The sequence below is a fragment of the Caballeronia temeraria genome, assembly GCF_001544795.2.
GTDB lineage: Bacteria > Pseudomonadota > Gammaproteobacteria > Burkholderiales > Burkholderiaceae > Caballeronia > Caballeronia temeraria.
In genome coordinates, this window is the sequence record NZ_FCOI02000010.1 from 84,883 (window position 1) to 111,089 (window position 26,207).

Genomic DNA, 26,207 nt, shown 5'->3' on the forward strand with positions numbered 1-26,207 from the left:
GCAAAAATCGCTGCGCCGCAAATGCTCACACGATTTCGAAGAGCCCTGCCGCGCCCTGTCCGCCGCCGATGCACATCGTGACCACGACGAACTTCGCGCCGCGCCGCTTGCCTTCGATGAGCGCGTGCCCCGTCAGCCGCGCGCCCGACACGCCGTATGGATGCCCGACCGCGATCGCGCCGCCGTTCACGTTCAGGCGCTCGTCGGGGATGCCGAGCGTGTCGCGGCAATAGAGCACCTGCACGGCGAACGCTTCGTTCAGTTCCCACAAACCGATATCGTCGACGGACAGCCCCGCGCGCCGCAAAAGCTTCGGCACCGCGAACACCGGACCGATGCCCATTTCGTCCGGCTCGCAGCCTGCGACGGCGAAGCCGCGGAAGATGCCGAGCGGCGTCAGCCCTTCCTTCTCAGCGAGCGTCGCGTTCATCACGACGCATGCCGACGCGCCATCTGAAAACTGGCTCGCGTTGCCCGCCGTGATGACGCCGCCCGGCAGCGCGGTGCGGATAGCCGACACGCCTTCGAGCGTCGTGCCGGCGCGGATGCCTTCGTCGGCGGCGAGCGTCACTTCCTTCGTGAACATGCGGCCCGTCGCTTGGTCGGCGATGCCGGCGAGCACGGTGATCGGCACGATTTCGTCGGCGAATCTGCCCGCCGCCTGCGCCGCCGCCGCGCGCTGCTGCGAACGCACGCCGTATTCGTCCTGACGCGCCTTCGAAATCTCGTAGCGCTTCGCGACGTTCTCGGCGGTCTGCAACATCGACCAGTAGATTTCGGGTTTGTGTTGCTTGAGCCAGCCTTCGGCGAGCATGTGGCGGTTCATCTCGTTCTGCACGCACGAGATCGATTCGACGCCGCCCGCGACGAACACATCGCCCTCGCCCGCGATCACGCGTTGCGCGGCGAGCGCGATCGTCTGCAAGCCCGACGAGCAGAAGCGGTTCACCGTCATGCCCGGCACGGAAACCGGCAAGCCGGCGCGCAACGCGATCTGCCGCGCGATATTTGCGCCCGTCGCGCCTTCCGGATTCGCGCAGCCCATAATGACGTCCTCGACGCGCGCCGGATCGATGCCCGCGCGCTCGACGGCGGCCTTCGTCACGTGGCCGCCGAGCGTCGCGCCGTGCGTCATGTTGAGCGCGCCGCGCCAGGATTTGGCGAGCGCGGTGCGCGCCGTCGATACGATGACTGCATCGGTCATTTTGTCTCCTTGATGTCGTCCGCGCGAACGCGCGCGATGCCCGCCGCGTTCATCTCCCGCCATGCCTTGTCCAGCGATCCGTCGAGGTCGATCGCGCGGCACGCGTCTTCGATCACGGTCACGTCGAAGCCCGCCGCGCGCGCATCGAGCGCGGACCACGCGACGCAGTAATCCGTCGCGAGTCCGGCAATCCAGACGTGTTTCGCGCCGACGTTGCGCAGATAGCCTTCGAGACCGGTCGGCGTCGCGCGATCCGCCTCGAGAAACGCCGAATAACTGTCGACGTGCTCGTGATGCCCCTTGCGGATCACGAGCCGCGCGTGCGGCACATGCAGATCGCGATGCAGCGCCGCGCCGTGCGTGTCCTGCACGCAGTGCACCGGCCACAGCACCTGCTCGCCATACGGCAGCGTCATCGTCTCGAACGGCTGACGGCCCGCGTGATTCGCTGCGAACGAGACATGCGCGCGCGGATGCCAGTCCTGCGTCAGCACGACATGCGAAAACGCGCGCGCGAGCCGGTTGATCACCGGCACGACTTCATCGCCGCGCGCGACGGCGAGTGCGCCGCCCGGCATGAAGTCGTACTGCACGTCCACGGCGAGCAAGACATCTTCGACGGGTTTGATCTCAGCCATTGAAGCGTCCATTCGATTGCGCGAGCACAGTCACGCGCGCGGCCGGCCGCCACGCTTCGCCGTTGGCCTGCTTCGCGTACTTGCGCATCGCGCGCTCGACGTTGTAGAGACCGATGGTGTCCGCATACAGCATCGGGCCGCCGCGCCAGAGCGGAAAGCCGTAGCCCGTCAGATAGACCATGTCGATGTCCGATGCCTTCCCGGCGATGCCTTCCTCGAGAATCTTCGCGCCTTCGTTCACGAGCGAGAGCACGAGCCGCTCGACGATCTCGTCATCGCCGATCTTGCGCCGCTCGATGCCGCGTTCCTTCGAATACGCGACGATCATGTCGTCGACCACGCTCGATGGCAGCGCGTCGCGCTTGCCCGGCTGATAGTCGTACCAGCCCGCGCCGGTTTTCTGGCCGAAACGGCCCGTCTCGCACAGCCGATCCGCGACGCGCGAATAGTGCAGTTCCGGCTGCTCCTGATAACGGCGCTTTCTGATCGCCCAGCCGATGTCGTTGCCGGCGAGATCGCTCATGCGAAACGGTCCCATCGCGAAGCCGAACTTTTCGATTGCGCGATCGATCTGCGCGGGCAGCGCGCCTTCTTCCAGCATGAAGAGCGCTTGCCGGATGTACTGCTCGATCATCCGGTTGCCGATGAAGCCGTCGCACACGCCCGACACCACCGCCGTCTTCCTGATCTTCTTCGCGAGTTGCATGACGGTCGCGAGCACATCCTTTTCGGTCTTCGCGCCGCGCACGACTTCGAGCAGCTTCATCACGTTCGCGGGGCTGAAGAAGTGCATGCCGATCACGTCGCCGGGACGTTTCGTGAACGAGGCGATCGTGTCGAGATTCAACGTCGATGTATTCGATGCGAGGATCGCGCCGGGCTTCGCGATTTCATCGAGCTGGCGGAACACCTGCTCCTTCACGCTCAGTTCTTCGAACACCGCTTCGACGATCAGATCGGCCTGCGCCAGATCGCCCCAGGAAAGCGTCGGCGCAATGAGCGCCATGCGCGCCTCGACTTTCTCCTGCGTGAGCTTGCCCTTCTTCACTTGCGCTTCGTAGTTGCGCCGGATCGTCGCGAGGCCGCGATCGAGCGCATCCTGCTTCGTTTCCAGCAGCACGACGGGCAGCCCCGCGTTGAGGAAGTTCATGGCGATGCCGCCGCCCATCGTGCCCGCGCCGATCACGCCGATGCGCTCAATCTTTCTGACCGGCGTGTTCGACGGCACATCGGCGATCTTGGCCGCCGCGCGCTCGCCGAAAAACGCATGCCGCAGCGCGCGGCTCTCGGGCGTCTGCACCAGCGCGAGAAAGCATTCCCGCTCGACGGCGAGGCCCCGCCCGAAACCTTCCTTCACGCCTTTTTCGACTGCGTCGATGCACTTGTGCGGCGCCGGAAAATGCTTCGCGACTGCCGCGACGCCATTGCGCGCAAACTGGATGAAGCCTTCCGCGTTCGGATGTTCGATCTTGCGATCGCGGGCTTTCGGATGCGGACAGCCGCGCTCGGCGACGTTGCTTGCGAAGGACAACGCGTGCTCCAGCAGATCGCCGTCGGCGAGTTCATCGAAAAGCGCCGTTTGCGCGAGCGTTTCCGACAGCACCGGCGTACCCGACACGATCATGTTCAACGCCGTTTCCAGCCCGACCACGCGCGGCAGGCGCTGCGTGCCGCCCGCGCCGGGCAAAAGCCCGAGCTTCACTTCCGGCAGCGCGATCTGCGCGCCGGGCGCGGCGATGCGGTAATGCGCGCCGAGCGCGAGTTCGAGACCGCCGCCCATCGCGACTGCGTGAATCGCCGCGACCACGGGCTTCGCGCTCGCTTCGAGCGTCGCGATTACGGTCATGAGCGTCGGTTCCTGCGTGGCTTTCGGCGTGTTGAATTCCGTGATGTCCGCGCCGCCCGAAAAGGCCTTGCCCGCGCCGATGATGACGATGGCGCGCACGTCGCCATCCTCGTTCGCGCGCTCGATGCCCTCGACGATGCCAAGACGGGTCGAATGCCCCAGCCCGTTGACCGGCGGATTGTCGAGCGTGATGACGGCGACGCCGCCGCGGATCGTGTAGTCCACTGCCATGAAGGAGTCTCCTGTCGACCGGATATACCGGATCGATTGTGGGCGATCGAGGCAGAATACACAAAAAAGCACGATCGTTCAAATGAAGAGATCGCGCATGCCTGAATGATGGGAATAGAAAAACCCCGGCTGCGCGCGAGAGCGAACCGGGGCGTTGGTGAAGCGAAAAAGCGCGCTTAAACGGATTGCTCGGTCGCGTTGGGCAGCACGTAATCGCGAAACTGCTCGCGCAGGCGCACCTTTTGCAGTTTGCCCGTCGCGGTGTGCGGCAATTCCGCGGCGAACACGACATCGTCCGGAATCCACCACTTCGCGACCTTGCCCTCGAAATGCGCGAGCAGTTCCTCGCGCGTGATGGTCGCGCCCGGCTTGAGCACCGCGACGATCAACGGCCGTTCCGTCCACTTCGGATGCGCGCACGCGATGCACGCCGCTTCCGCCACCTGCGGATGCGACACCGCGATGTTTTCCAGGTCGATCGAGCTGATCCATTCGCCTCCGGACTTGATCACGTCCTTGCTGCGATCGGTGATCTGCATGAAGCCGTCCTGATCGATGGTCGCGACATCGCCCGTCGGGAACCAGCCGTCGACAAGCGGCGAATCGTCCCGTCGAAAATACCGGTCGATGACCCACGGCCCGCGCACGTAGAGATCGCCGAAGGACCTGCCGTCCCACGGCAGCTCGCGGCCGTCGTCGCCGACCACTTTCATGTCGACGCCGAAGAGCGCGTGGCCCTGCTTCTCGAGCGAGCGGCGCTGCTCGTCGAGCGGACGCTGCTTCTGCTTGAAGCTCAGGCGCGACAGGGTGCCGAGCGGCGACATCTCCGTCATGCCCCACGCGTGGATCACCTGCACGCCGTACTCCTCCTCGAAGATGCGCAGCATCGCGGGCGGGCACGCCGAACCGCCGATCACCGTGCGCTTCAAGGTCGAAAACCGCACGTTCTGCTGCTTCATGTAGGTGAGCAGGCTCATCCAGACGGTCGGCACGCCGGCCGAATACGTGACGCCTTCGGCTTCCATCAATTCATAGAGCGACTTGCCGTCGAGATCCTTGCCGGGAAACACGAGCTTCGCCCCGACGAGCGGCCCCGCGTGCGGAATGCCCCACGCGTTGACATGGAACATCGGCACGACCGGGAGGATCGCATCGCTCGATGATGCGCCCATCGCATCGGGCAACGCCGCGGCGTACGCGTGCAGCACCGTCGATCGATGCGAGTACAGCGCGCCCTTTGGATTGCCCGTCGTGCCCGACGTGTAGCAGAGAAACGATGCCTGGCGCTCGTCGAGCATCGGCCATTCGTAATCGCCGTCCTGCTCGCCGATAAGGCTCTCATAGCTCATCACCGGCACGCTCATGTTCGACAGATGTTCGGCGATGCACGCGGCATCCCCGAGCGCGATCCAGCCTTTCACGTTCGGGCACTGCGGCGCGATCAGCTCGACGAGCGGGCCGAAGGTCATGTCGAAGCAGACATACGAATCGTCCGCGTGATCGATGATGAACGCGATCTGATCGGGAAAAAGACGCGGGTTGATCGTGTGGCACACGGCGCCCATGCCACTGATGCCGTAATAGGATTCGAGATGTCTGTAGCCGTTCCATGCAAGCGTGCCGATGCGCTCGCCCTGCTCGACGCCGAGCGCGGCGAGCGCCTGCGCGAGCTGCTTCGCGCGCTTTTCGCAATCGCGATAGGTATAGCGATGGATGTCGCCTTCGATGCGGCGCGACACGATCTCGTTGTCGCCGAAGTGGCGTGAGGCATGGGACAGCAGCGACGACGCAAGCAGCGGTATCTCCATCATCTGGCCGAGGAGATGACTGTGAAGCGGCGACGACGTCATAGGCAAAGTCCTCGAATGAGTCGAATGCTGGTCGGATGGCCGGAGCGCGCTCCTGCAGGCCCGCAGGCGCGGAATTACAATATCGTTTAACTCAGAGGCGCTCAATATGTCGTTTTCCCCAAGCAATGCCGTGCGCGCGGCGCACGACGAGACGCCCGCCGACGCGCGTTCCATGAGCGAAATCGCCAGCGCGATCCGGATCGGCGAGCCGGGCTCGTTCGCCGCGCTCGGCACCGCTTTCCTGACGCGTCTGCCCGCCGCGCCGGTGCCCGATCCTTATCTGGTCGGCATCTCGCGCGAGATGGCCGAATCGCTCGGATTCGATGCGCAAGTCGCGACCGGCCCTGAAAAGGACGCCTTCGCCGCGTGGTTCGCGGGCAACCCGACGCGTGACTTGCCCGCCGATGCCCTGCCCTACGCCGCCGTGTATTCGGGCCACCAGTTCGGCGTCTGGGCGGGCCAGTTGGGCGATGGCCGCGCGCTCACGCTCGGCGAAGTCGAACACGACGGCGCACGTCTCGAAGTGCAACTCAAAGGCGCGGGCCGCACGCCCTATTCGCGCATGGGCGACGGCCGCGCGGTGCTGCGCTCGTCGATCCGCGAGTTCCTGTGCTCGGAAGCGATGCACCATCTCGGCATCCCGACGACGCGCGCGCTCGCCGTCATCGGCTCGGATCTGCCGGTGCGGCGCGAGACCATCGAGACCGCGGCGATCGTCACGCGCGTGTCGCCGAGCTTCGTGCGCTTCGGCCACTTCGAGCATTTCTATTCGAACGATCGCATCGACGAGCTGAAGATGCTCGCCGATCACGTCATCGACCGGTTCTATCCGCATTGCCGCGACGCCGGCGATCCCTATCTCGCGCTCCTCGACGAAGCCGTGCGTTCCACCGCCGATCTGATGGCGCAGTGGCAAGGCGTCGGTTTCTGCCACGGCGTGATGAACACGGACAACATGTCGATTCTCGGTCTCACGATCGATTACGGTCCATTCGGTTTCATGGACGCGTTCAACGCGCATCACGTCTGCAATCACTCGGATACGCAAGGGCGCTATTCGTATGGACGCCAGCCGCAGGTCGCGTACTGGAACCTCTTCTGTCTCGCGCAGGCGCTTGTGCCGCTCTTCGGCGCGAATCTGCCCGAGGAAGGCCGCGCCGAGCGTGTGGTCGAAGAAGCGCAAAAGGTGATGGAGCGCTACAAGGCGCGTTTCGGGCCGGCGCTCGTCGCGAAGATGCGCGCGAAGCTCGGCCTGGAAATCGAGCACGAAGGCGACGACAAGCTCGCCAACGGTCTCTTCGAAATCATGCATGCGAATCGCGCGGACTTTACGCTGACGTTCCGGAACCTGTCGAAGCTCTCGAAGTCCGACGCAAGCTGCGACGCGCCCGTGCGCGATCTGTTCCTCGATCGCGCCGCGTTCGATGCGTGGGCCGCGCAATATCGCGAACGCCTCGCGCACGAGCCGCGCGACGACGCCGCGCGCGCCACGGCGATGAATCGCGTGAACCCGAAATACGTGCTGCGCAATCATCTGGCGGAAAACGCCATCCGGCGCGCGGCCGAAAAGGACTTTTCCGAAGTGGCGCGCCTGCTGGACGTGCTGCGCCATCCGTATGACGAACAGCCCGAGAACGAGGCCTATGCCGGCTTGCCGCCCGACTGGGCGAGCGATCTCGAAGTCAGTTGTTCTTCGTAGCATCGCCCTCATATACAAGGCCTTCCCGGCCAGATCAAAGGAACGACACATGAGCCACGACGACGACACCCCGGCGAGCCATCCGCTGCAAAAGGACGACGCCACGTATCGCAGCGAACTCGACGACATGCAGTATCAGGTCACGCGCCACGCCGCGACCGAGCGCCCGTTCACCGGCAAATACTGGGATCACAAGGAACGCGGCGTCTATGACTGCGTATGCTGCGGCACGCCGCTGTTCGAATCGGACACGAAGTTCGACGCCGGTTGCGGCTGGCCCAGCTACTTCAAGCCGATCAACGGCGAAGTGATCCAGGAAAAGACCGACCGCTCGCACGGCATGCTGCGTATCGAAGTCGTGTGCAAGAACTGCGGCGCGCATCTCGGCCACGTTTTCGAGGACGGCCCCGCGCCGACCGGCCTGCGGTATTGCATCAACTCCGCTGCGCTACAATTCGAACCCAAGTAAGCGCGAGCCGGCTGGGGCGCTTGGGGCGCCCGTGTTTCCCGCCGTACCGACGCCCGCTCTGCACGACCCGAGCGGGCGTTTTCGCCTCGCGCACCTCGCATCCCTCCGATGCCCATCACGTCCGGACGCCAATGAAATTCCTGTTCGATCTGTTTCCGATCATTCTCTTTTTCGTCGCATTCAAGGTCTGGGGCATTTACACCGCGACAGCCGTCGCGATCGCCGCGACGCTCGTGCAGATCGCCTGGGTCGCGTTCCGGCATCGCAAGGTCGATCCGATGCTGTGGGTGAGTCTCGGCGTGGTCGTCGTGTTCGGCGGTGCGACGCTCGTGCTGCACAACGACACCTTCATCAAATGGAAGCCGACCGCGCTCTACTGGCTGTTCGCGTTCGCGCTGATCGTCGCGCAGATCGGCTTCAGGAAGAACCTCATCGAAGCGATGATGGGCAAGCAGATCGTGCTGCCGCATCGGGTGTGGGGGCAGTTGAATGTCGCGTGGGCGGTGTTCTTCGCGCTGCTCGGCATCGTGAATCTTTTCGTCGCGTATCACTTCACGACGGATCAGTGGGTGAACTTCAAGCTCTTCGGCGCGACGGGGTGTCTCGTCGTGTTCATCGTCGCGCAGAGTTTCTGGCTCGCGAAATACATGAAGGAGGATGAGCAATGAGCGCATCGTTCGATTTCATGAGCGCGTCGGCGGCGGACAAGATCGCGCATCTCGAAGCGCGTCTGAACGCGACGTTGCAACCGCAGTCCGTGCATATCGACGACGACAGCGCCGCGCACGCCGGCCATGCCGGTGCGGCCGCCGGCAGTCATTACACCGTGACGATCGTCGCGGAATGCTTCGCGGGCAAGGCGCGCGTGGCGCGGCATCGACTGGTGTATGATGCGCTGGCCGAGGAAATGCGGCGCGGCGTGCACGCGCTCGCGATCCGGGCTTACACGCCGCAAGAGTTCGCAGAACAATTCGAATAAACTCGCACGCGGTTCAACCATCAGCCTTGCCTATTAAATCTCGCCTTTGAGGGCGTCTGTTTGCTCAGTTAGGAACCTCCGATGACTTTGAAAAAAACCCGCGTCTGGGTGTTGCTGGCTGCATTCGCGGCGGCTCCCGCGTTTGCGCAAAACATCGCCGTCGTCAACGGCACGCCGATTCCCACGTCGCGCGCCGATGCGCTCGTGAAGCAACTCGTCGCGCAGGGTCAGCAGGATTCGCCGCAGCTTCAGCAAGCGGTGCGCGAGGAACTCATCAACCGCGAAATCCTGATGCAGGAAGCCGCACGCGAAGGCATCGCGACGCGCCCCGACGTGAAGGCGCAGATCGCCGTCGCTCAGCAGACCGTGGTGCTGCGTGCGCTGATCGAAGATTTCGTGAAGAAGAACACGCCGACCGACGCCGAGATCAAGGCGCGCTATGACCAGCTGGTCAAGCAGAACGGCGGCGGCAAGGAACTGCATCTGCATCACATTCTCGTTGCGGACGAAGCGCAGGCGAAGGAGCTGATCGCGAAGATCAAGGGCGGCGCGAGCTTCGAAGACCTCGCCAAGCAATATTCGAAGGATCCGGGATCGGGCAAGAACGGTGGCGATCTGGACTGGTCGTCGCCTTCGGCTTACGTGCCCGAATTCGGCGCCGCCGCGGAAAAGCTGAAGAAGGGTGAAGTGACGCCCGAGCCGGTGAAGACGCAGTTCGGCTGGCACATCATCCGTCTGGACGATTCGCGCGAAGTCGCGCCGCCGCCGCTCGATCAGGTGAAGGCGCAAATCGCCCAGCAGATCCAGCAGGAAAAGCTGCAGGCGTTCGAAGAAGGTCTGCGCAACAAGGCGGTGGTCAAGTAAGCGCGCTTGCTGGGTCATCCACGACAAAGCCGCCTTCGGGCGGCTTTGTCGTTTCATGCGCCCTCAACCGCCGAGCTTCGTCCTCACCACCGCGCCCGCGCGCGTCAGCTTCGGCAATTCGCGGTTCTGAACCACGCTCATGAAGCCCGCCCAGTCCGCCGCGAGCGCGGCTTTGTCGACCTTGTCGGTATCGCCGAGCTTGTAGCGTTCGCCCTGCACATACGGCCGCTCCCAAGCCGCCCGATGCCATGCGCGTTCAGCAAGCGCAAGCAGTCGCGGATACGCCATGTATTCGAACTGCTGATCCGTGCGCATCACTTCGGCCCAGGCTTGCCCCTGAATCCCTTCGATATGCGGCGCCGGCCCCGTGCTCACCACTTCGAACGGTTTGCCGTCGCGATCGGCCATGATCTCCGCGTTTTGCGGCAGATTGTCCGGCGCGAGCGAGAACGTCTTGAAGCTGTCCGTGGCGTGCGATCCCCAGTAATAGCCGCGCTCATGCTGATCGAACGCATAGGGGAAATCGAAGTACAAATAGTCCGGCAACGCGAGCACCGTCTTGTAGCCCTGGCTGCCAAGCGTCTGCACGGTGTCGGCCGCGCCCCAGAAGATCGTGTCCCACATCGTCACCATGACGCTCGACGTCGCGAAGTCCTGCGGGCCGCTCGCGTGCTTGATGCCGTCCTGCCACGCAGCCATCGTGCCGATGCCATTCGCGTTCACGATCTGACTCACCTCGCGCGCGAACATCGACGGCAATTCGTCGACGGACGCCACCTTGCCCGATCTGATCAATGCGGCGCACAGCGGCGAGCGTCCCCACGGCTTGTCCTGCAACGCGAGGTTCACGTGGCCCTTGCCGGGATCGGTGCCGTCGAGCGGCTGGAAACCCGAGCCGAGCAGGATGTTCTTCGCCTCGTCGCCGCCGAAGTGCCACACGGAGAGCGGCGCGCCGGCCTGGCGATGCATCGCCGCGATTTCGCCGATCACCTTCGACGCGAAACGCTGTGCGCCCGCCGAGCATGGATTGATGAAGCTGCGGCGATCGTAGAACTGGACGGTCGTCGTGTTCGACGTATCGGCGGGATCGAGCAGACGGTAGGCGCTCGCGCCCGACGTGTTGCCCTGCGCCGACAGACGCCGGTAGCGCGCTTCCATCGACACGACCGCGGCGCGCGCGTGCCCGGGCATGTCGATCTCCGGAATGATCTCGACGAAGCGATCCGCCGCGTAACGCACGAGCGCGACATAGTCGGCGCGGCTCAGATAGCCGCCGCCCGAGCGATTGTCCGGCCCCGACGCGAGCTGCGGCAACAGACAGCGCGTTTCGGTGAGATCGTGGCAACGCTTCGCGCCGATCTCGGTCAGCTCCGGCAGGCCGGGAATTTCGATGCGCCAGCCTTCGTCGTCCGACAGATGCAGATGCAGCCGGTTGAGCTTGTACGCGCCCATCTGGTCGATGAGACGCCGCAGCGTGGCGGGCTGACGGAAGTTGCGCGCGACATCGACGTGCATGCCGCGATGCGTGTAGCGCGGCGCGTCTTCGATGGTCATCGCGGGCACGCTGCCGCCGCCCGCGGGCGTGAGCGACAGCAAGGTCTGCACGCCGTAGAACAGCCCGGCGGCATCGAAAGCATCGATGTTCACGCCGCCCTGCGCGATCGTCAGCCGATAACCGCCCGAGCGCGCGATATCGGCCGGCAATGCGCCGCCCCCGATCTGCCCGGTCACGCGCACAGCCGCGCCGTTCAGTCCGAGCGCAGCCGCGCGCGACGTGAGCGCCGCGATGTGCGACGACGCCAGCCCCGACATCGATAAATCCAGGCCGCCGACTTGCGCCGCGCCCTGCCCGGACGCCGAACGCAACACGGCGGGCACCGCGCGCGCGGCCGTCTGCTGCACCGAAGGCAGCGCGGCTTCGGCGCGTGCGCGCTGCACCTGAGCGGGGGTTGCGGCGAATGCCGCCGCGTCGTCCGCGCCCGGCGGAATGCGATCGACGTATTGCGTTTCGTCGTCGGTATCGTTGTGCTTGAGAATGGCGGGCGTCGCGTTGCCGTCCGCCACGACATACGCGCGCGGCAACAGGTCGCTATAGCGCTGATACCAGTACTCGCCGACGAACGGCACCTCGAGGCGCTCGCCCGCGCCCAGCGTGAAAGCGCCCGCGCGCGGCGTGAGCGCGTAGAGATCGCCCGTGATGTGCTTCCACGCGAACGCGGGATGATCGACCATCAGGATGCGCCGGATGCTGTGCACATACAGTGTCCAGCCGCCCGCCGCGAGACTGCGGCTGCCGGCGTTTTCGAGAATCAGTTTGCCGCGCGCACAACTGGCCCAGTCCGCGCCGAGATCGGCGCAATGCGTGCCGGACTTCGCGGCGTCGTTGGTGTCGACTTCGACGCGCACCGTCAGGTTCTCGCCGAGCGCCGCCGCGCGCGCCGCGGGCGACAGGTTGGCCGGGCCCGAGTCCGAGCTGTCGCCGCACGCGGTGACGAGACACGATGTCGCGAGAACCGCCATTGTCAAAAAGCTTCGCATGCCTAATTGTTTTGAATGAAAACGCCTCACTTCTCCCTCCTTATCGCCCGCGCCTCACGACGACGCGTCGATGCACTATACCCGCAACTTACCGCCCGATTATTTTGAGAAAAGTGCCGAAAGGCAGCGTTGCATCGCGCGTGCAAAACAAAACACCCCGAAGGTTCAGCTTCGGGGTGTCCGTGTCGACGATGCAGCGAAACGGCGATGCGCGCGATCAGCCGAGGAAGCGTCGCGCGTTCTGGAACACGCGCAGCCACGGGCTGCCGTCGGTGGTCCAGTCGCCGGGCGTCCAGCTCATCTGCACGTTGCGGTGCACGCGCTCCATGTGCGGCATCAGCACGGTGAAGCGGCCATCGGGCGTCGTGACCGACGTGATGCCCTGCGGCGAGCCGTTCGGGTTGAACGGATACTGCTCCGTCGCATTGCCGCGATGATCGACATAACGCATCGCGACGAGCGCCTGCGCCTGATCGCCTTGCTGCGAAAAGTCAGCGAAGCCTTCGCCGTGCGCGACCGCCACCGGAATGCGCGAGCCTTCCATGCCGGCGAAGAAGATCGACGGCGAGCTCTGCACTTCGACGAGCGAGAAGCGCGCTTCGAACTGCTCGGACTTGTTGCGCGTGAACTTCGGCCAGTTTTCCGCGCCGGGGATGATCGACGCCAGGCTCGACATCATCTGGCAGCCGTTGCAGATGCCGAGCGCGAAGGTATCCGGGCGCGCGAAGAACGCCGCGAACATGTCGGCGAGTTTCGCGTTGAAGCGGATCGTCTTCGCCCAGCCCTCGCCCGCGCCGAGCACGTCGCCGTACGAGAAGCCGCCGCACGCGACCGCACCCGCGAAATCGGCGAGCGTGGCGCGCCGGTCGAGCAGGTCGCTCATGTGGACGTCGTGCGCGTCGAAGCCGGCGCGATCGAACGCGTAAGCCGTTTCCAGATGCGAGTTCACGCCCTGTTCGCGCAGAATCGCGACACGCGGACGTTTGTTCGTCGCGATGAACGGCGCAGCGACGTCTTCGGCCGGATCGAACGTCAGCACGGGCGTGATGCCGGGATCGGCGGCATCGAGCAGCGCGTCGTATTCGGCGTCGGCGCAGGCCGGATTGTCGCGCAGACGCGCGATACGCCAGCTCACCTCGCTCCACGCGCGATGCAGCTCGACGCGCGGAGCATCGAAAATCTTCTTCGCGTCGCGATAAATCTCGATTGCGCCGTTCTGGTTCGGCTTGCCGATCACATGCGAGCACGCCGACAAACCGTGTTCGCGCAGCGCGCCGAGCACCGCGTCGCGATCCGACGCGCGCACCTGCACGACCGCGCCGAGTTCTTCCGAGAACAGCGCGCGGATCGTGCGGTCGTCGCGGCGGCCGCTCGTCTGCTTCGCCCAGTCTTTCGCGTCGCCGTAATCGGATTCGTGATCGGCGTCGAGCGTCAGCATGTCGATGTTCAGCGACACGCCCACGTGGCCCGCGAACGCCATCTCGCAGACCGTCGCCCACAGGCCGCCGTCCGAGCGGTCGTGGTAGGCGAGCAGCTTGCCATCGGCGTTGAGCGCCTGAATCGCGGTGAAGAAGCGCTTCAGGTCTTCGGGATCGTCGACATCGGGCACCGCGTCGCCGACCTGCTGCGTCACCTGCGCGAGAATGCTGCCGCCCATGCGGTTGCGGCCGCGCCCCAGATCGATGGCGATCAGCACCGTATTCGTATCGTCGACGAGTTGCGGCGTCAGATGGCGGCGCACGTCCTCGACCGGCGCGAACGCCGAAATGATCAGCGACACCGGCGACACCACCTCGCGCGCGCCGCCGCGTGCGTCCTGCCATTGGGTGCGCATCGACAGCGAATCCTTGCCGACCGGAATGCTGATGCCGAGCGCGGGGCACAGCTCCATGCCGATCGCCTTCACGGTGTCGTAGAGCGCGGCGTCCTCGCCCGCGCTGCCGCACGCGGCCATCCAGTTCGCGGAGAGCTTGAGCTTGTTCAGCGATTCGATCGGCGCCGACGCGATGTTCGTCACCGCTTCGCCCACCGCCATGCGGCCGGACGCGGGCGCGTCGATGACGGCGAGCGGCGTGCGCTCGGCCATCGTCATGGCTTCGCCGCGAAAGCCCGCGTAGTCCATCGTCGTGACGGCGCAATCGGCGACGGGCACCTGCCACGGACCGACGAACTGGTCACGCGCGGTCGTGCCGCCGACCGAACGGTCGCCGATCGTGATGAGGAACGACTTGCTCGCGACCGTCGGGTGCTTCAGCACGTCGATGGCGACTTCGGAGAGCGCGAGACCGGTCACGTCGACCGGCGTGAACTGCGCGTGCTCGCGCGTCACGTCGCGATGCATCTTGGGCGGCTTGCCGAGCAGCACGTCCATCGGCATGTCGACGGGTTCCTGGCCTTCGTTGGCGTCGTCGATGAGCTTCAACTGCCGCTCTTCCGTCGCCACGCCGACGACTGCCACCGGGCAGCGCTCGCGCTCGCAGATCGCCTGGAACGCGGGCAGATCGGCGGGCGCAATGGCCAGCACGTAACGTTCTTGCGCCTCGTTCGACCAGATTTCGCGCGGCGACAGGCCGCTCTCTTCGAGCTGAACCTTGCGCAGCTCGAAGCGCGCGCCCTTGCCCGCGCCATCGACGAGCTCCGGGAACGCGTTCGAGATGCCGCCCGCGCCGACGTCGTGAATCGACAGGATCGGATTGCCGTCGCCCTGCTGCCAGCACGCGTTGATCACTTCCTGCGCGCGGCGCTGGATTTCCGGATTGCCGCGCTGGACCGAGTCGAAATCGAGCTCGGCGGTGTTCGCGCCCGTTGCCATCGACGATGCCGCGCCGCCGCCCATGCCGATGCGCATGCCCGGCCCGCCGATCTGGATCAGCAGCGTGCCCGCCGGCAGATCGTTCTTGTGCGTGTGCTGGTCCGAAATATTGCCGATGCCGCCCGCGATCATGATCGGCTTGTGATAGCCGCGCACGCGGCCCGCGACGTTCTGCTCGTACGTGCGGAAATAGCCGCCGAGGTTCGGGCGGCCAAATTCGTTGTTGAACGCGGCGGCGCCGATCGGCCCGTCGATCATGATCTGCAACGGCGACGCGATGCGGTCCGGTCGGCCATACGGCTCGTTCTTGTCGGCCGGATTGCGCGAAGTCGGCGGCACGGCGCAATCGCGGTCGTTTTCCCACTTTTCGCGCGCGTCGGGCAAGTCCAGGTTCGACACGGTGAAGCCCGCCAGACCGGCCTTCGGACGCGCGCCGCGGCCCGTTGCGCCTTCGTCGCGGATTTCGCCGCCCGAGCCCGTCGCCGCGCCCGCGAACGGGGAAATCGCGGTCGGGTGATTGTGCGTCTCGACCTTCATCAGCGTGTGGGTCATTTCCACATGACGCTGATACTGCTCGTCGGCGCCGCGCGGGAACCAGCGCTCCGCGATGCCGCCCTGCATGATCGCCGAGTTGTCCGAATACGCGACGATCGTGCCCGCGTGATTCAGCTTTTCCGTATTGCGGATCATCTGGAACAGCGACATGTCCTGCTTTTCGCCGTCGATGGTCCACTCGCCGTTGAAAATCTTGTGGCGGCAGTGTTCGCTGTTGGCCTGCGCGAACATCATCAGTTCGACGTCGGTCGGATTGCGTTGCAGGCTCTCGAACGCGTTCACGAGATAGTCGATCTCGTCGTCCGCGAGCGCGAGGCCGAGCTCGCTGTTCGCGGCTTCCAGCGCCTTACGGCCCGTGCCGATGATGTCGACGGTCTGCAAGGGCTTCGCGGGCAGCTCGTCGAAGAGATGCAGCGCCGCGTCGCGCGATGCCGCGACGCTCTCCGTCATGCGGTCGTGCAAGGCATCCGCGACGGCCGCGCGCGCTTCGTCCGACAGCGCCTTCTTGCCGCCGAGAAAGCCGCTTTTCATGATGACCGAGTACTCGACGCCGCGCTCGATGCGTCGCACTTTCTCGAGCCCGCAGTGATGCGCGATGTCGCTCGCCTTGCTCGCCCACGGCGAGACGGTGCCAAAGCGCGGCACGACCATGAAGGTCTCGACATGGCCGCGCTCCTTCGATTCCTCGAACGGCGCGCCGTAGTGCATCAGCGCCGCGATGCGGCTGTTGTCATCGTCCGTGAGCGGCTCGGATGCGTTGACGAAGTGCAGGAACTGGCCGCGCACGCCGACGATATTCGCGTCGATGCGGGCGAGCGTTTCGAGAAGGCGGGTCTGACGGAAATCGGAGAGGGCCGAAGCGCCGGGGAAACACGAGAAGTGGGCCATTGTGACGGTGCGTCGATGACGTCTGTGTGCCGCTCGCGCGACGCTCGATCGCATTTTTGCAAATCCGGAAATTTGCAAATTCGGACTCGAGCACGCTAAACGGCGTGAGGCGAAAGGAAGACCGCGATTATAACCCGGAAGCGTCTCGAAATCGGCTGGACCGGTCCGTCCGGCCGCCACGCGGCGGCGCGCGCGCGGCACGACGCGCGTCATCGCGCATCCCGAAAATGCGTCGCGCTGGCCGGCCGTCCGCGACAGAGCGTGCCGCAGGCCGCACGAGCGCCCGGTTTGCCGTCCCCCGCAACCGATTTTGGCGCTATCATGGCGCGCTTTCTTCGGGTACGGCGCGCGCCGAATCACGCCGCCGACCTGTCGTTTTACCGTCAACGCAGCAGCCGGACGCTTGCGTCCGAGCATCACGCCGCACCGCAATCTCGCGCCTTCGGGCACAAAAAGTCATGGATGTCATCGTCATCGGCGGAGGAATCGCCGGCATCGCCACCGCTTATCAGTTGCATGCGGCCGGCCATCGCGTGTGCGTGGTCGAACGGCACGCGACCGTCGCGCAAGGCGCCACCTACGGACAGGGCGGCGCGCTGCTGCCCTCGCCGCTCGATGTCTGGTTCGGACCGACTTTCATGGCGTCGAGCCGCTCTAAGCAAAGCGGCATGGTGGTCAAGACCGGCTTCGACTCGGCCGCGCGGGATTTCATCAAGCAACTCGCGACGCTGCGCAATTCCGAGACGTTCGCCGCCCAGTATGCGCATCTGCAGCCGCTCGTCGCGACGTCGCGGCGCGTGCTCGCGGAGATCGAAAGCCGCCTGGAGCTTGATTTCGAGCAACGCCGCGGCATGTTGCATGTGTTCCGGCAGCCGCGCGAGCTCGAGGAGGCGCAGCCGGCCATCGATCTGCTGAAGGGATGCGGCGTGCCGTACAAGCTCCTGACGCCCGAGGAATGCATCGCCGTCGAGCCTTCCGTGCCGGATCACTCCGATTTCGCGGGCGGCGTGCTTCTGCCCGACGAGCGCACCGCGAACTGCCCGCTCTTCACCAAGCAACTGAAGCAGGTGCTCGAAGACGACGGCGTGCAGTTCCGCATGCATCGCGCGGTCGCGTCGCTGCGTCTGGATGGCGCGCGCGCGGCGGTCGAACTCGCCGATCCGAACGATGCCAAGCGACGCAGCGCCGATGTCGAGCTGATCACGGCGGACGCGATCGTCGTCGCGGCGGGCACGGGCACGCCGGGGCTGATCGGCGGCATCGAGTCGGCGTCGTCGCTCTTCGCGCTGCGTGTGCATACGCTCACGGCGCCCGTCGCGTACGAGGAGCGCGCGCCGCATCTGACGGTCGTCGATTCGATCAAGCGCATCACCATGACGCGCATCAACCAGCGCTTGCGTGTCGGGGGCGCGGGCGTGTTCCAGAGCGCGTCCAAGGCCGACAAGCCGCTCGATGCCACCCTGTCGCGCCGCGCGCTCGACCTGCTCGGCCAGGGCACCCACGACTGGATTCCGGGCGCGGCGCGTGTCTCCGCCGCGCGTGCGTGGGAAGGGCTGCGGCTCGTCACCGCCGACGGCCTGCCGATCGTCGGTGCGACGCGGCATCCGCGGCTGTTCGTGAACGCGGCGCATGGCCCCGCCGGCTGGGGCCTCGCATGCGGGTCTGCTAAAGTGATCGCGGACCTCGTTTCCGGCGTCACCCCCGACATTTCCGCGAGCGCGCTCGCTGCGTTGAGCGTCGAGCGCTTCTGACGATGCGGCGCGCACGGCCCTGACGGGCACGACGCGTGCGGGCGAAGCCGGGTCTGCGAACGATTCGATTCCCGAAGCGCCCTTCCGTGCCCGCCATGACCGCTGCCCGCTCGCCTTATTTCACGCCCAAAGACGATCCGCTCGCGCTTCTGACGCTTGCCGAGTTGCGCACGCTCGAAGCGCGCGCCGCCGCCGCGCTGCCGCCGCATACGCTGATGGCGCGCGCGGGCGGAGCCGCCGCGCAATGCCTGATCGAAGCGCTCGAACACGATCCGCAATCGCGCGCGTTGCCGGTATGGCTCGTCGCCGGTCCCGGCAACAACGGCGGCGATGCGCTCGTGATGGCCGAGCACCTCCATCGGGCGGGCATCGCGGTGCGCGTGTGCATGCCCGTCGAAGTCAAGCCCGACGACGCGCGCTGGGCGCTCGACGCGGCGCGCGCGGCGGGCGTGGCCATCGACGACACGCCGCCCGCATCCTTCGACGATTACGGCTGGCTCGTCGACGGCATGTTCGGCATCGGCCTCACGCGGCCGCTCGAAGGCGTGTTCGCGCATATCGCCGCGCGCATGACGCGCCGCTCGCGCGCGTCGGGCCGCGTGCTCGCGCTCGATGTCGCCAGCGGCCTGAACAGCGACACCGGCGCGCCCGTGAACGGCGGCGAGGCCGTGCGCGCGACGGACACCATCACGTTCATCGGCGCGAAGCCTGGGCATTTCACGTCGCTCGGCCGCGATCTGACCGGACGCCTTTTCGTGTCGACGCTGGAGGTCGACGCGAGCGCCGCGCCTTCGATCGTGCTCAACGCGCCCGCGCTTTTCGGCGCGGCCATGCCGCCGCGCGACAACGCGACCAACAAGGGCACGTTCGGCTCGCTCGCGGTGATCGGCGGCGATACCGGCATGTGCGGCGCGCCGGTTCTCGCCGCGCGCATGGCGCTCTACGGCGGCGCGGGTAAAGTCCACATCGCGTTCCTGGGCGAAGGCTTTCCGCCTTACGATCCGCCGCATCCGGAACTGATGCTGCATCACGTCGATGGCTTCGCGCTCGACAAGATGGACGCGCTGTCCATCGGCTGCGGCATGGGCACAAGCGAGCGCGCCAAAACGGTGCTGACCGGCGTGCTGAAACTCGACGTCCCCAAACTGCTCGACGCCGATGCGCTCAATCTCATCGCGAAAGACGACGCGCTCGCTTGCGCCGTCGCGGCGCGTGGCGCGCAGGGCGATCCGTGCATCCTGACGCCGCATCCGCTCGAAGCCGCGCGTCTCCTGCAAAGCGACGCGAAAGCCGTTCAGGCCGATCGCGTCGCGGCCGCGCGCCAGCTTGCCGCGCGCTATGCGTCGATCGCGGTGCTCAAGGGCTCGGGCACGGTGATCGCCTCGCCCGATGGCCGCGTCGCCGTGAATCCGACCGGCAACGCCGGACTCGCGACCGGCGGCACCGGCGACGTGCTCGGCGGATTGATCGGAGCATTGCTCGCGCAGAAACTGCCCGCGTACGAAGCCGCGCTTGCGGGCGTCTATTTGCACGGACTGGCCGCGCAGACGCTCACCGACGACGGCATCGGCCCGGCCGGATTGACGGCGGGCGAACTCGCGCCGGCCGTGCGGAGTCTCATCAACCGGCGTTTTTACGCGGAGCACGCGCGAAGCTGACAGCGCTCGCGCACTCGCTTGCCAGGCCGTCATGACGCTTTGCAAGCATCCGGTCATGCATCGTCGCTATACTCTTTTTTGATTCGGGCAACCGCGGCCGCTCATGTGTGCGTCAGTCGCGTTCACCAGACACGACGCACAGGCAAGCCGAGCCGCAATCGCACGAACGTATTCCTCTGTCACTCTCAGACTAACGGACCGCTCATGACCCAAAACTCGATGCTCAATTCGCTTCCTGCCTGGTCGGCGCTCCAGACGCATTACGATGCCATCTCCGGCGAGCGCCTGCGCGACTGGTTCGCGCCGCAGAACGACACCGCGCCCACGCGCGCCGAGCGCCTCACGTTCGCGGGCGGCGGCCTCGCAATCGACTTCTCCAAGAATCGCGTCAAGGACGAAACGCTCAAGCTGCTCGTCGACGTCGCGCAGCAGGCCAAGGTCACCGAACGCCGCGATGCGATGTTCCGCGGCGATATCGTCAATATCACCGAACATCGCGCGGTGCTGCATACGGCGCTGCGCGCGCAATCGCCCGACGCGCCCTTCTACGAGCAGGTGCAGAAGGAAAAGGCCAAGATGGCCGCCTTCTCCGACAAGGTTCGCGACGGCTCGTGGAAAGGCTATAGCGGCAAGCGCATTCGCCATGTGGTGAACATCGGCATCGGCGGGTCGGATCTCGGGCCGAAGATGGTCGTGCACGCGCTGCATCATCTGGCGTCGAAGGATCTCGACACGCATTTCGTATCGAATGTCGACGGCGCCGATCTCTGGAACGTCCTTCAGCAAGTCGACGCCGAAGAGACGCTCGCGATCGTCGTCTCCAAGACCTTCACGACGCTCGAAACGATGACCAACGCGCACTCCATGCGCGACTGGTTCCTGAAGTCCGGCTGTCCCGAAGATCAGCTTTCGAAGCACTTTGTCGGCGTGTCGGCGAATCCGGCCGAAGTGGTCAAGTTCGGCATCGCGCAGGAAAACGTGTTCGAGATGTGGGACTGGGTCGGCGGACGCTACTCGCTGTGGTCGGCGGTCGGTCTGTCGATCATGCTGTCGGTCGGCCCGCAGAATTTCGATGCGCTGCTGCAAGGCGCCGCCGCGATGGACGAGCACTTCCGCACCGCGCCGCTCGACAAGAACCTGCCCGTGCTGATGGGCATGATCGGCATCTGGTATCGCAATTTCTTCGGCTCGCAGAGCGATCTCGTCGCGCCGTATTCGCAGGCGCTGCACTATCTGCCTTCCTATCTCCAGCAACTGGAGATGGAAAGCAACGGCAAGTCCGCGCGCCTCGACGGCAAGATGGTCGACTATCCGACCGCCGCCGTGATCTGGGGCGAGCCGGGCACGAACGGCCAGCACGCGTTCTTCCAGATGCTGCATCAAGGGCCGACGATCATCCCGATCGACTTCATCGCCGTGCTGACGCCGGAGCATCCGCTCGTCGATCATCACGCGAAGCTGCTCGCCAACTGCTTCGCGCAGAGCGAAGCGCTGATGCTCGGCCGCACGCTCGAAGAAGCGAAGAAGGTCGCGGGTCCGGGCAAGGAAGAACTGGCGACGCATCTGAGCTTCCCCGGCAACCGCCCGACCACGACCATCATGCTCGATGCGCTCACGCCGCAGTCGCTCGGCGCGCTCATCGCGCTCTACGAGCACAAGGTGCTGGTGCAAGGCACGGTGTGGGACATCAACTCGTTCGATCAGTGGGGCGTGGAGTTGGGCAAGATTCTCGGCAAAGTCGTCGAGGCCGATATCACCGCCGCGAGCGCCGATCCGGCCAAGCATGACTCGTCGACGTCTGCCTTGATCGCGCGTGCGCGCAAAGCATTGAAGCGCTGAAGCATGCGTTAGAGACGTGGCCCGCGGCGCTTTTGCGTCGCGGGTTTTTTATACGCTCAGGCCGTTGACGAGCCGCCCCGCTTCGATCGTCACCGTCGCGTCGCAACGCTCGGCGAGTTCGGCGTCATGCGTGACAAGCACGAGCGTCGCGCCGTTGCGGCGGTTCATCTCGAACATCAGATCGATGATCGCGTAGCCCGTGGCGGCATCGAGGCTGCCCGTGGGTTCGTCGGCGAAGAGTACGGCGGGATGCGTGACGAAGGCGCGCGCAAGCGCCACGCGCTGTTGCTCGCCGCCAGACAGCAGCTTCGGATAATGGCCCGTGCGCTGCGCGAGACCGACCTGATCGAGCAGCGAGCGCGCGCGCGCCGCGATCTCGCCGTGCGGCATCTCGGCGCGCAATTCGAGCGGCAGCATCACGTTTTCGAGCGCGGTCAGATGCGGCATCAACTGGAACGACTGGAACACGAAGCCGACCGCGCCGCTTCTGAGCGCCGCGCGTTCGTCTTCGTTCAGCGTCGACAACTCCTTGCCGAGCAGACGAACCGAGCCCTCGCTCGCGCTGTCCAATCCGGCGAGCAGGCCGAGCAATGTCGACTTGCCCGAGCCCGATGCCCCGACGATCGCGACGCTGCTACCCTTCGCGATCGACAGATCGATCTGATCGAGAATCGTGAGCTCGCCCGTTGCGTCCTTCACTCGCTTGCTTAATCCCCGTACTTCGATGACCGGCTCGATATTGTTTTGCATGGACACTCTGAAAAAGAACTTGCGCGGCCTCGTGCCCGCGATCGCGTTGATGGCGGCATGGCCGGCGAGCGCGCACGCCGCCGATGCGCAAGCGGCGCCACAACCGAAGCCCGCGATCGTCGTGCTCGGCGACAGCCTCTCGGCCGAATACGGTCTGCCGCGCGACACCGGCTGGGTGAATCTGTTGCGCGACAAGCTGGCGAAGGAGCGTTTCGATTATAGCGTCGCAAATTCCAGCATCAGCGGCGACACCACGAGCGGCGGACGCGCGCGCTTGACCGCGGTGCTGGCGCGCATCAAGCCAGCGGTCGTGATCGTCGAGCTTGGCGCGAACGATGCGCTGCGTGGCGTGCCCCTCGCGACGACGGAGACGAATCTGCGCAGCATCGTCGATGCATCGCAGGCCGCGCATGCGAAAGTCTTGCTCATCGGCATGTACGTCCCGCCCAATTACGGCCCCGACTACACGCAAAAGTTCCATGCGGTCTATGAGCGCATCGCCAAGGACAAGAACGTGCCGCTCGTGCCCTTCCTGCTTGCAGGCATTGCTGAGAAGCCTGCCATGTTCCAGGCCGACCAGATTCATCCGACGGTGCAGGCCCAGCCTTTGCTATTGGATAACGTCTGGCCAACCTTGAAACCCTTGCTGGGCGCCAATGCGTCGCATTAGACGACGCCGGCCGCGTCAGCCTTTGCAACCTCACGCGGAACACGGCCACGATTCAGATATCTGAGACTTTCGCGTAACTCTTATAACCCCGCTCGTTTCGTGAGCGACTCTACAAGGAGGTCACGTGAAATTTATCCCTCTTCTCGCCCTGACCGTCGCGATCTCGGCCTGTGCTGCTCAGCCGCCCGCCGGCGTACAACAAGTCGGCACGAGCCAGAAGGCGCCGAACGTCGTCGCGCAGTGCATCGCGCAAAAGTGGGCCGACAAGTCGCAGCAGCAAGTCGTATCGCAGAACACGCTGGCAAACAATCAGGGCGTCGACGTGTATGTGCCCGGTCAGCAGCCGCCTAACGGCGCGGCGGCCGTCGTGCACCCGGCATGGTCGGGTCCGGGCTCGTGGGTCGGCTTCCGCGCGTCGGGCGCGGCCGGCAGCCAGGCAAGCGGCGATATCCAGACTTGCCTGTAAGCGCCGTTCCGTGACGGCATAGCCAAACAAAAGCCCCGCCTTCTTTCGAAAGCGGGGCTTTTTTTGTGACCTCGACGCCAATCAGTTCGACGACGACGGCGGCGGCGCCTGACTCAGCTTGACCTTCGAGCGAGCCTTCAACGAATCGATGTACGCCTCCATGTCGGCCTGCGCATACACTTGCGCGACCTGCTGCTGCGCGCCCGCGAGACGATCGGCGGCGACCGGCGTGGCCTTCTCGATGCCGTTCACGCGATAGATCGCATACCCTTCCGCGCCGAGATCGACGCCGACATACGACGGCAGCTTCGATCCATCCGCCTTGAAGATCGCGCTCAGTGCGACGGGCGGCAAGCCTTGCGCGTCGTTGCGCGAGACCGTGACCGGCGACGTGAAACCTTCGGTCGACTTCGACTTCTGCAAGTCCGCGAGCTTCGCCTCGCCTTCCTTCTTCGCCATCGCCGCGGCCATGTCCGCGACGACCTTCTTGCGCACGTCGTCCTTCACGACATCGAACGCCGGAACGGTCGATGCCTTGTAGTCCGTCACGCGCGCGGCGATCAGCGTGTTGTTGCCGACGTCGATGGCCTGCGTGTTGTTGCGGTCCTTCACTGCGTCCGGCGCGAATACGGCCGTGAGGAACTTCGGATTGTTGAGCGGATTGTCCGGCGGCAATTGCGGATTCGGCTTCGGACCGACCGTCGCGGTCTGGACCGTCAGCTTGTACTTGTCCGCGGCGGGCTGCAGCGACTTCGCCTTCTCGTAGACGAGATCGGTGAAACCTTGCGCGTCGTCGGCGAAACCCTTCGTGCCTTGCTGAGCAGCGTAGTCCTTCGCGATCGCGTCTTTCACTTCATCGAACGGCTTCGTGACGGAAGGCTTCACGTCGGTCGCCTGGATGATGTGATAGCCGAAATCCGACTCGACGATATTGCTCACCTCGCCCTTCTTCAGGCCGAACGCGGCGTCGTCGAAAGCCTTGCCGCCCGCGATCTGGCCGTGGGCGAAGTAGCCGAGATCGCCGCCCTTGCTCGCGGAGCCCGGATCGTCCGAGTTCTTCTGAGCGATCTGCGCGAACTGGTCCGGATGCGCCTTGACTTGCGCGAGCAACGCTTCGGCCTTCTGCTTCGCCTTGGCCTTATCCGCGGCGCTCGCATCCTTCGGCGCGTTCACGAGGATGTGGCTCGCGCGCACTTCCGCTTCCGTGCGATAGCGCTGGATGTTGTCGTCGTAGTACTTCTTGAGACCGGCGTCGCTCGGCTTCGATGCCGCCGCAATCGTCGACGGCGACAGCAGCAGGTACTGGATCGTGGCCGTTTCGGGCGTCGCGAAGTCGTTGCGATGCGCTTCGTAGTACGCGGTGAGTTGCGCGTCGGTCGGCTGGACCTTCGCGGTGTAGTCAGCCGTGCGCAGCGACAGTCCCTGCACCGACCGCTTCTGCTCCGCAAGTTCCGTCAGGCTTTGCGCGAGCGATTTCGACGTGAACGACGTCGTCTGGATGCTGCCCGGAATCTGGCTGTTCGCGATGTTGTAGCGCATGCGCTCGTCGTACTGCGCAGGCGTCATGCCCTGCATCGCGAGCAGTTGCTTGTAACGTTCGAGGTCGATGCTGCCATCAGGCTTTTTCAGCGACGAGATCACCGGATCGTTGAGCAGTGCGCGGCGCACGGCGTCGTCGGACGCGGTCAGATGCAGACGCTGCGTCTCGTCGGCCATCGCGCGTTGCTGCACGAGGCTGTCGACCATCGCGGCACGTGCCTCGGGCGTGTCGAACATCTTGGCGTCGAACTGCGAGCCGAGCATCGAGCGGGCGCGGTCCACTTGCTGCCGGAAGGCGCTGTCGAATTCGGCGCGCGTGATCTTGTGACCATTCACGCTGGCGACATAGGTCTTTTCGTCGAAATAGTTGCTGAAGCCCTGAATCCCGACCATGCCCAGACCGGGCACGACAATCAGGATCAGCAGAGCCATCATCAGGCGCTGGTGATTACGGAAGAAGTCGAGCATGCGTAGCGCTGCGTGGTTATAACAAAACGCTCGATATTACAACAGTGGGCGAGGAAAAGGCGAAAGGCGGACGGGATTTGCTTTCCCGAATGTGAAATTGTCGCGTCCCTTTTTCGTAATGCGCGATGTTTCGGTTGAAAAGTTGCTTCCAATCGGCATTCACGGGACCGAGGCAATCATTAGCATTCTTAACGAGTGCGCGCCCAAAAAGAATCCCGAAAGCCGCGAAGCTTACGGGATTTCTTGTCGAATCTGGCGGAGCGGACGGGACTCGAACCCGCGACCCCCGGCGTGACAGGCCGGTATTCTAACCAACTGAACTACCGCTCCCGGGTAGTGCGCGATGAATTGTGACCTGGTGGGTGCTGAGAGGCTCGAACTCCCGACCTACGCCTTGTAAGGGCGCCGCTCTACCAACTGAGCTAAGCACCCAGCTCGCAATTCAACTGGTTTGCGCCGCTGGAAAGAACACTTCGTTTTGCGAAGCTCAGTA

At 65.0% G+C, this 26,207-nt stretch carries 18 protein-coding genes and 2 tRNA genes; 10 read left to right on the top strand and 10 right to left on the bottom strand.

Annotated features, from left to right (window positions below):
- Window positions 1-25: 25 nt before the first annotated feature.
- From AWB76_RS16510 to AWB76_RS16525, 4 genes are all read right to left on the bottom strand, one after another.
- Entirely contained in the window at window positions 26-1,204 is a 1,179-nt protein-coding gene (locus tag AWB76_RS16510; protein WP_061161207.1) for an acetyl-CoA C-acyltransferase, read from the bottom strand.
- Window positions 1,201-1,842, bottom strand: a complete 642-nt coding sequence (gene pncA / locus AWB76_RS16515; RefSeq protein WP_061161208.1) for a bifunctional nicotinamidase/pyrazinamidase — start codon at window positions 1,840-1,842, stop codon at window positions 1,201-1,203. Before pncA ends, AWB76_RS16510 begins: the two co-directional genes overlap by 4 nt.
- A complete protein-coding gene (locus AWB76_RS16520; protein WP_061161209.1) occupies window positions 1,835-3,919 on the bottom strand; it encodes a 3-hydroxyacyl-CoA dehydrogenase NAD-binding domain-containing protein in 2,085 nt (694 codons plus the stop codon). The genes pncA and AWB76_RS16520 overlap by 8 nt, the downstream gene beginning before the upstream one ends.
- A gap of 176 nt (window positions 3,920-4,095) precedes the next feature.
- A complete protein-coding gene (locus tag AWB76_RS16525) occupies window positions 4,096-5,769 on the bottom strand; it encodes a 3-(methylthio)propionyl-CoA ligase (protein WP_061161210.1) in 1,674 nt (557 codons plus the stop codon).
- A 106-nt stretch (window positions 5,770-5,875) separates the two neighbouring features.
- On the opposite strand from AWB76_RS16525, the gene AWB76_RS16530 reads away from it, so the two are divergent.
- The 5 genes from AWB76_RS16530 (at window position 5,876) to AWB76_RS16550 (ending at window position 9,780) form a co-directional block, all read left to right on the top strand.
- The gene (locus AWB76_RS16530) at window positions 5,876-7,468 is read left to right on the top strand and encodes a protein adenylyltransferase SelO (protein ID WP_061161211.1); all 1,593 of its coding nucleotides are present in this window, start codon (window positions 5,876-5,878) and stop codon (window positions 7,466-7,468) included.
- A gap of 49 nt (window positions 7,469-7,517) precedes the next feature.
- Window positions 7,518-7,937, top strand: a complete 420-nt coding sequence (msrB, locus tag AWB76_RS16535; RefSeq protein WP_061161212.1) for a peptide-methionine (R)-S-oxide reductase MsrB — start codon at window positions 7,518-7,520, stop codon at window positions 7,935-7,937.
- Window positions 7,938-8,068: 131 nt separating this feature from the next.
- Window positions 8,069-8,605, top strand: coding sequence for a septation protein A (locus AWB76_RS16540; RefSeq protein WP_061161213.1), 537 nt, complete (start codon window positions 8,069-8,071; stop codon window positions 8,603-8,605).
- Complete coding sequence (locus AWB76_RS16545; RefSeq protein WP_061161214.1) at window positions 8,602-8,916, top strand: BolA family protein; 315 nt, start codon at window positions 8,602-8,604, stop codon at window positions 8,914-8,916. The genes AWB76_RS16540 and AWB76_RS16545 overlap by 4 nt, the downstream gene beginning before the upstream one ends.
- An 81-nt stretch (window positions 8,917-8,997) precedes the next feature.
- On the top strand, window positions 8,998-9,780 hold the full coding sequence (locus AWB76_RS16550) for a peptidylprolyl isomerase (protein WP_061161215.1): 783 nt from the start codon (window positions 8,998-9,000) through the stop codon (window positions 9,778-9,780).
- A gap of 63 nt (window positions 9,781-9,843) precedes the next feature.
- Here the strand turns inward: AWB76_RS16550 and AWB76_RS16555 are convergent, their stop codons facing one another.
- Window positions 9,844-12,300, bottom strand: a complete 2,457-nt coding sequence (locus tag AWB76_RS16555; RefSeq protein ID WP_096031312.1) for a family 20 glycosylhydrolase — start codon at window positions 12,298-12,300, stop codon at window positions 9,844-9,846.
- A gap of 235 nt (window positions 12,301-12,535) precedes the next feature.
- Entirely contained in the window at window positions 12,536-16,573 is a 4,038-nt protein-coding gene (gene purL / locus AWB76_RS16560; RefSeq protein WP_061161327.1) for a phosphoribosylformylglycinamidine synthase, read from the bottom strand.
- 458 nt (window positions 16,574-17,031) lie between these two features.
- Between purL and AWB76_RS16565 the strand changes: the two genes are divergently transcribed.
- The 3 genes from AWB76_RS16565 to pgi all read left to right on the top strand — a co-directional run bounded on the left by AWB76_RS16565 (window position 17,032) and on the right by pgi (window position 21,821).
- The gene (locus tag AWB76_RS16565) at window positions 17,032-18,324 is read left to right on the top strand and encodes an FAD-dependent oxidoreductase (protein ID WP_061161217.1); all 1,293 of its coding nucleotides are present in this window, start codon (window positions 17,032-17,034) and stop codon (window positions 18,322-18,324) included.
- Window positions 18,325-18,419: 95 nt separating this feature from the next.
- A complete protein-coding gene (locus tag AWB76_RS16570) occupies window positions 18,420-19,982 on the top strand; it encodes an NAD(P)H-hydrate dehydratase (protein WP_061161218.1) in 1,563 nt (520 codons plus the stop codon).
- A gap of 204 nt (window positions 19,983-20,186) precedes the next feature.
- The gene (pgi, locus tag AWB76_RS16575; RefSeq protein ID WP_061161219.1) at window positions 20,187-21,821 is read left to right on the top strand and encodes a glucose-6-phosphate isomerase; all 1,635 of its coding nucleotides are present in this window, start codon (window positions 20,187-20,189) and stop codon (window positions 21,819-21,821) included.
- Window positions 21,822-21,869: 48 nt separating this feature from the next.
- Here the strand turns inward: pgi and AWB76_RS16580 are convergent, their stop codons facing one another.
- Window positions 21,870-22,571 (bottom strand): ABC transporter ATP-binding protein, encoded by a 702-nt coding sequence (locus AWB76_RS16580; protein WP_061161220.1) that lies wholly within the window; start codon window positions 22,569-22,571, stop codon window positions 21,870-21,872.
- Between AWB76_RS16580 and AWB76_RS16585 the strand changes: the two genes are divergently transcribed.
- Both AWB76_RS16585 and AWB76_RS16590 read left to right on the top strand, forming a co-directional pair.
- Window positions 22,570-23,241 (top strand): arylesterase, encoded by a 672-nt coding sequence (locus tag AWB76_RS16585; protein WP_061161221.1) that lies wholly within the window; start codon window positions 22,570-22,572, stop codon window positions 23,239-23,241. The genes AWB76_RS16580 and AWB76_RS16585 overlap by 2 nt on opposite strands.
- Before the next feature lie 124 nt (window positions 23,242-23,365).
- On the top strand, window positions 23,366-23,707 hold the full coding sequence (locus tag AWB76_RS16590; protein ID WP_061161222.1) for a hypothetical protein: 342 nt from the start codon (window positions 23,366-23,368) through the stop codon (window positions 23,705-23,707).
- Between the two features lie 81 nt (window positions 23,708-23,788).
- On the opposite strand, the gene AWB76_RS16595 is transcribed toward AWB76_RS16590, so the two are convergent.
- The 3 genes from AWB76_RS16595 to AWB76_RS16605 all read right to left on the bottom strand — a co-directional run bounded on the left by AWB76_RS16595 (window position 23,789) and on the right by AWB76_RS16605 (window position 26,146).
- Window positions 23,789-25,714: a SurA N-terminal domain-containing protein gene (locus AWB76_RS16595; RefSeq protein WP_061161223.1), complete on the bottom strand. Its 1,926-nt coding sequence runs from the start codon at window positions 25,712-25,714 to the stop codon at window positions 23,789-23,791.
- 253 nt (window positions 25,715-25,967) lie between these two features.
- A tRNA-Asp gene (locus AWB76_RS16600) sits at window positions 25,968-26,044 on the bottom strand.
- A gap of 26 nt (window positions 26,045-26,070) precedes the next feature.
- Window positions 26,071-26,146 (bottom strand) — tRNA-Val (locus AWB76_RS16605).
- Between the last annotated feature and the right edge of the window lie 61 nt (window positions 26,147-26,207).